Annotated in this window: 8 protein-coding genes; 4 read left to right on the top strand and 4 right to left on the bottom strand. The window is 64.4% G+C overall.

Annotation, left to right across the window (positions count from 1 at the left end):
- From B3E91_RS01875 to B3E91_RS01865, 3 genes are all read left to right on the top strand, one after another.
- On the top strand, positions 1-324 hold a 324-nt coding region (locus B3E91_RS01875), incomplete at its 5' end, for an AzlC family ABC transporter permease (protein WP_414708179.1).
- Positions 321-650 carry an AzlD domain-containing protein gene (locus B3E91_RS01870; RefSeq protein ID WP_090227797.1) on the top strand — a complete coding sequence of 110 codons (330 nt, stop codon included), beginning with the start codon at positions 321-323 and terminating at the stop codon, positions 648-650. The genes B3E91_RS01875 and B3E91_RS01870, both read left to right, overlap by 4 nt.
- An 88-nt stretch (positions 651-738) precedes the next feature.
- Positions 739-2,610 (top strand): MFS transporter, encoded by a 1,872-nt coding sequence (locus B3E91_RS01865; protein WP_287028128.1) that lies wholly within the window; start codon positions 739-741, stop codon positions 2,608-2,610.
- Positions 2,611-3,116: 506 nt separating this feature from the next.
- Here B3E91_RS01865 and B3E91_RS01860 read toward each other — a convergent pair.
- The 4 genes from B3E91_RS01860 to B3E91_RS01845 form a co-directional block, all read right to left on the bottom strand.
- The gene (locus tag B3E91_RS01860; protein ID WP_287028126.1) at positions 3,117-3,611 is read right to left on the bottom strand and encodes a SprT family zinc-dependent metalloprotease; all 495 of its coding nucleotides are present in this window, start codon (positions 3,609-3,611) and stop codon (positions 3,117-3,119) included.
- 43 nt (positions 3,612-3,654) lie between these two features.
- Entirely contained in the window at positions 3,655-4,317 is a 663-nt protein-coding gene (locus B3E91_RS01855; protein WP_287028125.1) for a Yip1 family protein, read from the bottom strand.
- A 167-nt stretch (positions 4,318-4,484) separates the two neighbouring features.
- Positions 4,485-5,084 (bottom strand): Yip1 family protein, encoded by a 600-nt coding sequence (locus B3E91_RS01850; protein WP_273231220.1) that lies wholly within the window; start codon positions 5,082-5,084, stop codon positions 4,485-4,487.
- 156 nt (positions 5,085-5,240) lie between these two features.
- A complete protein-coding gene (locus B3E91_RS01845; RefSeq protein ID WP_287028124.1) occupies positions 5,241-5,834 on the bottom strand; it encodes a DNA-J related domain-containing protein in 594 nt (197 codons plus the stop codon).
- Positions 5,835-5,955: 121 nt separating this feature from the next.
- Here B3E91_RS01845 and ttcA point away from each other — a divergent pair, with 121 nt between their 5' ends.
- On the top strand, positions 5,956-6,780 hold the full coding sequence (gene ttcA, locus B3E91_RS01840; RefSeq protein ID WP_273231225.1) for a tRNA 2-thiocytidine(32) synthetase TtcA: 825 nt from the start codon (positions 5,956-5,958) through the stop codon (positions 6,778-6,780).
- Positions 6,781-6,783 lie beyond the last annotated feature (3 nt).

Here is a 6,783-nt window from a genome sequence, read left to right as displayed (position 1 = left end):
TGGTATTTCCTCGGCGCCGAACTGGCGATGTACGTGAACTGGCTGCTGTGCACCTTCGCCGGCATGGTCTTCGGCCAGGCGGTGCCGAACATCGGTGCCTGGGGGCTGGACTTCGCCATGCTGGCGACCTTCATCGGCATCGTCGTGCCGATGTTGAAGAACCGCCCGCAACTGGCCGCCGCGCTGGTGGCGGCGGCGGTGGCGCTGGCCTGTCACGGGCTGCCGTACAAGCTCGGCCTCATGGCGGCGGCGCTGAGCGGCATCGTCGTCGGCGTGCTGCTGGAACGGCGCTGCGCAACGCCGGACGAGGACCTCTGCCAATGAACAACTGGTTGCTGATCCTCGGCATGCTGGCGATCACCTTCGCCACCCGCTATTGCCTGTTCGCCTTCCCGCATCTGCGCTTCCCGCCGCTGATCCGCCAGGGCCTGCATTACGTGCCGACGGCGGTGCTCACCGCCATCATCGTGCCGGGCATGCTGTTGCCGGATGGTCAGCACTGGGCGGTGCGCCTGGACAACGCCTATCTGCTGGCGGGGATCGCGGCCATCGCCCTGTCCGCACTGACGCGCAACCTGCTGGCGACCATCGGCGGCGGCCTGCTGGTGTTCTTCGTGTTGCGCGGGGCGCTCGGCCAGTTGCCGATCTAGCCGCTGTCGGCGCATTCGCCTAACCTCTGGGCCGCAACGGCATGCCCTCGACGACCAGGGCGTGCCATCCGGTTCAGGCGAGGGCTCAATGAAATCCAGATCGCAATTCGCGTTGCTCGGCACCCGGCGCTTCCTGCCGTTCTTCGTCACCCAGTTGCTCGGCGCGTTCAACGACAACGTCTTCAAGCAGTCGCTGATCCTCGCGATCCTCTACAAGCTCAGCCTGTCGGCCGACCCCGCGCTGCTGGTGAACATCTGCGCGCTGCTGTTCATCCTGCCGTTCTTCCTGTTCTCGGCCCTGGGCGGGCAGTTCGGCGAGAAGTTCGCCAAGGACGCGCTGATCCGCGCCATCAAGCTGGCGGAGATCGTCATCATGGCGATCGGTGCGGCCGGCTTCCTGCTCAACATGTTGCCGCTGATGTTCCTCGCGCTGTTCGGCATGGGCGTCCACTCGGCGCTGTTCGGCCCGGTGAAGTATTCGATCCTGCCGCAGGCGCTGCGTGACGACGAACTGGTGGGTGGCAACGCGCTGGTGGAGATGGGCACCTTCCTGGCGATCCTCGGCGGCACCATCGGCGCCGGCGTGCTGATGTCCAGCGAGGGCTACGCGCAGTGGGTCGGCGCGGCGGTGGTGTCGGTCGCGGTGCTCGGCTACCTGAGCAGCCGCGGCATCCCGCGCGTGGCGGCGGCGCTGCCCGGCCTGGAGCTGGACTGGAACATCTTCCGCCAGTCCTGGCGCATCCTGCGCATGGGCCTCGGCCAGCGGCCCTCGGTGTCGCGCTCGCTGGTGGGCAACTCGTGGTTCTGGTTCCTCGGTGCGATCTATCTGACGCAGATCCCGACCTACGCCAAGAGCCTGCTGTACGGCGACGAAGGCGTGGTGACGCTGATCCTCACCGTGTTCTCGGTGGGTATCGCGCTGGGCTCCGCGCTGTGCGAGAAGCTCTCCGGGCACAGGGTGGAAATCGGCCTGGTGCCGTTCGGCTCGTTCGGCCTGAGCCTGTTCGGCATCCTCCTGTGGTGGCGCTCCGGCGGCTTCCCGCAGGCCGCCGAGCCGCACACCTGGCTGCAGGTGCTGGGCGTGCCGCAGGCCTGGCTGATCCTCGGCGACGTGCTCGGCCTGGGCGTGTTCGGCGGCTTCTACATCGTGCCGCTGTATGCGCTGATCCAGTCGCGCACCCGCGAGGACGAGCGCGCGCGGGTGATCGCCGCGAACAACATTCTCAACGCGCTGCTGATGGTGCTCTCGGCGATCGTCTCGATCCTGCTGCTGACCGTTGCCGGGTTGTCGATTCCACAGCTGTTCCTCGTCGTCTCGCTGATGAACATCGCGGTCAACGCCTACATCTTCAAGATCGTGCCGGAGTTCGGCATGCGCTTCCTGATCTGGCTGCTCGGCCACTCGGTGTACCGCGTCGAGCACCGTGGCCTGGAGCGCATCCCGGAGGAGGGCGCGGCGCTGTTGGTGTGCAACCACGTGTCTTACGTCGATGCGCTGCTCATCGGCGGCGCGGTGCGGCGGCCGGTGCGCTTCGTCATGTACTACAAGATCTACCGCATGCCGGTGCTCAACTTCGTGTTCCGCACCGCCGGCACCGTGCCCATCGCCGGGCGCAGCGAGGACCTGCTGATCTACGACGCCGCGTTCAAGCGCATCGCCGAGTACCTGCGCAACGGCGAGCTGGTGTGCATCTTCCCTGAGGGCAAGCTGACCCTGGATGGCGAGATCGGCGAGTTCAAGGCCGGCGTGGAACGGGTGCTCGAAGAAAACCCGGTGCCGGTGATTCCGCTGGCGCTGCAGGGGTTGTGGGGCAGCTTCTTCAGCCGTGATCCGCACAAGGGCATCTTCCGCCGGCTGTGGTCGCGGGTCGGCCTGGTGGCGGGCGAACCGCTGGCGCCGGATGCCGGAAGGGCGGTGATGCGGGAAAGGGTGGTGGAGTTGAGGGGGGAGTTGAGGTGATGCGGCGCGCAGCGTCGGGGCTCGTTCTTGGCTTGCAAGCCTGTTTGGAGTTTGGGTTTCGCCCCTGACGGGGCGCCGATAGAAGCACAGGGTGGATGACGCTCTGTTCCCCCCGGTGGATCGATGAAGCGCGATCCACCCTACGATTTTCGCTTCTCCGGAGAACGAACCTTCAGACACCACCGAGCGCCCCTTCAGTAGGCCGAGTGGAATCGTCGTGTAGGGGGGCGAGCCGCATGGATGCGGCGAGAGGCGTAGAGGGCCATGGATGGCCCTTGTACGCCGGCCCCCGGAGCGTCGATGGAACGAGGGAACCCCGGCGCAGTCGGGGCCGGATGCAGGGGTGGCCTTCTCTTTGGTTACTTTCTCTTGGCCAAGCAAGAGAAAGTGACGCGCCGTAAGGGCGCAACCGGTAGAACCGGTGCATACGGAACGTGGCGGCTCTAACTCATAACCCTGACACAGTGAGTCTGATTAAAGCCGGTCTGCGATCCCTAACCGAAAACTCAACCCTCCCGCTTTTCCCCCGTAAAACTAAGCGTCCCCTTGCAACGCCTGCACACATACCTCCGTCCCTTGCCCACCAGCGCATGACGCTGCGCCGAGAAGTCGAACTCCCCGTCCGCGCACTTGCAGCGATAAACGAAGCAACTGCGTGGCCGGCGAGTGATCGCGTAGCTGTGGCAGCGGTTCGGCGGCAACTCGTAGACGCCCCGCATCACCAGTTGCCACTCCTCGCCATGCGCACGGATGCGCGGGCCGAAAACCTGGTGCGCGATCAGGTGGGCGACCTCGTGGGCGACCGTCTGGCGCAGGAAGTCCTCGCTGTTTTCCCGATACAGCTGCGGGTTGAAACGCAGCAGGTTTTCATCCAGATGGGCGACGCCCGCCTTCTGCCCACGCAGCTTCAGACTGACTTCGGGGCGCGGGAAACTGCGTTTGAAAAAGGCCTCAGCGAGCTGGTAACAGGCTTCGACGCGGGCGTTCAGCTGGTGGGGCATAGGGCACTCCTGGGGAGTGCCATTATGCCAGAGGAGGGAGAAATCAAAGCCCTTTGGGCACTTCGTTCGGACGTTCCTGGACGGTCGGATAGGCCTGGTCCGGCGCGCTACGTTCGTAGGTCGGCTGCAGCATAAGCATCCAGAACAGGATCATGCTGACCAGGGTGTGCACCAGCATCAGGATGCCGACGCCGAGCACCGAGGCGGAGAACAGCATGCCTTTCTCCCGCGGGATGCGCATGAACTTCGGCAGGCCGATGAACAGCAGGTAGGCCGAATACGCCGCGGCGATGGGCAGGACGATCACCGCCAGCCAGCGGCTTGGATACAGGGCGGCGAGCCCGGCGAGGAACAGCGGGGTGACCATGTAGGCGACGAAGCCGATGCACTGGTTGAGCGTCGGACGGGCGTCGAAGGTACGGGTCATCCAGCGCACGAAGGCGCCCATCAGGAACACGCCGAACAGCGACGACAGATAGAGCAGAACGCTCAGTTGCAGGGCGCTGCTGCTGTCCAGGCGTACGGTCTCGTTTTCCACCAGGGTCCAGCCGGTGATGGTGGTGCCGACGAACAGGCAGATCGCCGGAATCAATGCGAGCAGGAACAGGTGTCCCAGGTAATGCGAGCTGTTGGCCTGCTCTTCGTTGCGAATCTCGACCCAGGCCCGGTCAGGATGGGTCATCAGCGATACGAAATGTGGAGTCATGGTGTTTCTCCTCAAACGTGTTGTTGTCCCCGTACCCAACGGGCCGGCTTAACCAGTAGACGTTTCGAGGAAAAGCAGGGTTCATCGATTGGCCGTTTACCCGGCGAACGGTATCGGCAAACGCGAAAGCCGCCCGTAGGCGGCTTGATAGGCGAGGATGAGACCTCTTAGTTGGTGTAGACAGGCCCCACGCCGATGCTCCAGAAGATCACCGACAGCGCGATCATCGCCACCAGCAGGACGAGCCCCACCGCGAGCACCGAACTGGAGAACAGGAAACCCTCGTCGCGCGAGATGCCCATGAAGGTCGGCAGACCGACGTAGAGCAGGTACGCCGTGTAGCAGACCGCCACCGTACCGACCGCCATCGCCAGCCACAGGTTCGGATAGAGCGCGGCGAGCCCGCCGATGAACAGCGGTGTGGCGGTGTAGGCGGCGAACACCACGCACTGGGCGAGCGTCGGGCTCGCCGCGTAGGTACGCGACATCCAGTGAATGAAGGCGCCCATCACCGCGACCCCGGCGAGCATCGCCAGGTAGGACATCACGGTCATCTGCGCCGCGCTGGCCTCGGTCAGACGAACCGCCGGCTCGCCACCGTGACTCCAGCCGAACTGGCTGGTGCCTATATAGGCGGACACGGCGGGAATCGCGGCGAGTAACAGAACGTGTGTGAGGTACATGTGGCTGATGGATTCCTCCTCGCCACGGATTTCTTGCCATTCGCGATCGGGATGGGCGAAAAGCCCCCATACATGATTGATCATGCCTGCATCTCCTCTTGTTATGTCGATCGCCACGGGAGTCGGCCAACTGGAGCGGTCGAAACGATTGAGGTCGATTCGGGTGCGATCGTATGTCGCAGTATAGGAGGGGCTGCAGCCCGCGCCTGCCGCGGGTTAGAGCAAATCCGCCTGTAACGCTCAGCGGTAATAGCGAGTCAGAATTTCCATCGCCAGGTTGATCGATTGCAGGCGCTCCGTGCTGCCGCCGCGATCCGGGTGGTGCAGGCTCACCAACTGCCGATAGCGCTGGCGGATGAGGGCGAGGTCCAGCGGCGCATCCCGGTCCAGCTCGAACAGCTCCAGCGCCGCGCGCTTCTCCTCGCCGCCGTGCAGGCGCGTCCAGAAACTGGCGAGCAGTGCCTCCACGTCGCTTTCCCCGGTCTGCCGCAGCTGGTCGAGGTCCAGATAGTAGTCACGCAGCGAATCGTGCACGGCCAGCGCCTCCTCGCCGGAACGGTAGGGCAGCAACTGGATATGCAGCGCGCCGATCGCCAGGTGTGCGGATTTCTCCTGCCATAACCGGTCGCGCAGGCGGTAGAGCGCGTTGAACAGCAGGAAATGGGTACGGAACAGGACCAGCCGGTCGGTGAGCGGGAGGTGCGGAATGAGCGTGCAGTGGCGTTGCCTGAGCACCTGGATCAACTGGTACTCGCCGCAGCCGTCCGGCATTTCGCCAAGCAGCAGGCGCAGGTGCTCGGCAAGGTCCAGCGCGGGGTTGAGTTCGGTGGGCATGCGCCGAGCTTAGCATTGGCCAGGCGTGCCGCTCTTCCGCCGGATGTCCGGGTGGAGTAGGGCGGCGGCGGGTTTTGCGCTTAAAATGCGCGCCTTTCGCAACTTGCCGGACGTTTTCGCCATGGGCACCCTCTCGGTCAATCAGAACAAACTGCAGAAACGCCTGCGTCGCCAGGCCGGCGAAGCCATCGCCGACTTCAACATGATCGAGGACGGCGACAAGGTGATGGTCTGCCTGTCGGGCGGCAAGGACAGCTACACCATGCTCGACATCCTGCTTTATCTGCAGAAGGTGGCGCCGATCCGTTTCGAGATCGTCGCGGTGAACATGGACCAGAAGCAGCCGGGGTTCCCCGAGCACGTGCTGCCCGCCTACCTGGAGTCGATCGGCGTCGAGTACCACATCGTCGAGAAGGACACCTACTCGGTGGTGAAGGAGAAGATTCCCGAGGGCAAGACCACCTGCTCGCTGTGCTCGCGCCTGCGTCGCGGCACGCTGTACACCTTCGCCGACGAGATCGGCGCGACCAAGATGGCCCTCGGGCACCACCGCGACGACATCCTCGAGACCTTCTTCCTCAACATGTTCTACGGCGGCACGCTCAAGGCCATGCCGCCCAAGCTGCGCGCCGACGACGGCCGCAACGTGGTGATCCGCCCGCTGGCCTACTGCAGCGAGAAGGACATCGAGGCGTACTCGGTGCTCAAGGAATTTCCGATCATCCCGTGCAACCTGTGCGGCTCCCAGGAAAACCTGCAGCGCCAGGTGGTCAAGGACATGCTGCAGGAGTGGGAGCGCAAGTCGCCGGGGCGCACCGAAATCATGTTCCGCGCCTTGCAGAACGTGGTGCCCTCGCAACTCGCCGACCGCAACCTGTTCGACTTCACCAACCTGCGCATCGACGAGAGCGCCACGCCGCGCTTCCTCGATGTGATGAACCTGTAACGA

It is taken from the genome of Pseudomonas sp. UBA6310 (assembly GCF_002438225.1).
Lineage (GTDB): Bacteria > Pseudomonadota > Gammaproteobacteria > Pseudomonadales > Pseudomonadaceae > Pseudomonas_O > Pseudomonas_O kuykendallii.
The sequence above is the reverse complement of the archived record's forward strand: the minus strand, read 5'-3'. Positions and strand labels throughout refer to the sequence as shown.

Bases quoted from the DNA above. Each gene is read 5' to 3' on its own strand.
- B3E91_RS01870 (WP_090227797.1), top strand. From the start codon at position 321: ATGAACAACTGGTTGCTGATCCTCGGCATGCTGGCGATCACCTTCGCC.
- B3E91_RS01865 (WP_287028128.1), top strand. From the start codon at position 739: ATGAAATCCAGATCGCAATTCGCGTTGCTCGGCACCCGGCGCTTCCTG.
- B3E91_RS01860 (WP_287028126.1), bottom strand. From the start codon at position 3,611: ATGCCCCACCAGCTGAACGCCCGCGTCGAAGCCTGTTACCAGCTCGCT.
- B3E91_RS01855 (WP_287028125.1), bottom strand. From the start codon at position 4,317: ATGACTCCACATTTCGTATCGCTGATGACCCATCCTGACCGGGCCTGG.
- B3E91_RS01850 (WP_273231220.1), bottom strand. From the start codon at position 5,084: ATGATCAATCATGTATGGGGGCTTTTCGCCCATCCCGATCGCGAATGG.
- B3E91_RS01845 (WP_287028124.1), bottom strand. From the start codon at position 5,834: ATGCCCACCGAACTCAACCCCGCGCTGGACCTTGCCGAGCACCTGCGC.
- ttcA (WP_273231225.1), top strand. From the start codon at position 5,956: ATGGGCACCCTCTCGGTCAATCAGAACAAACTGCAGAAACGCCTGCGT.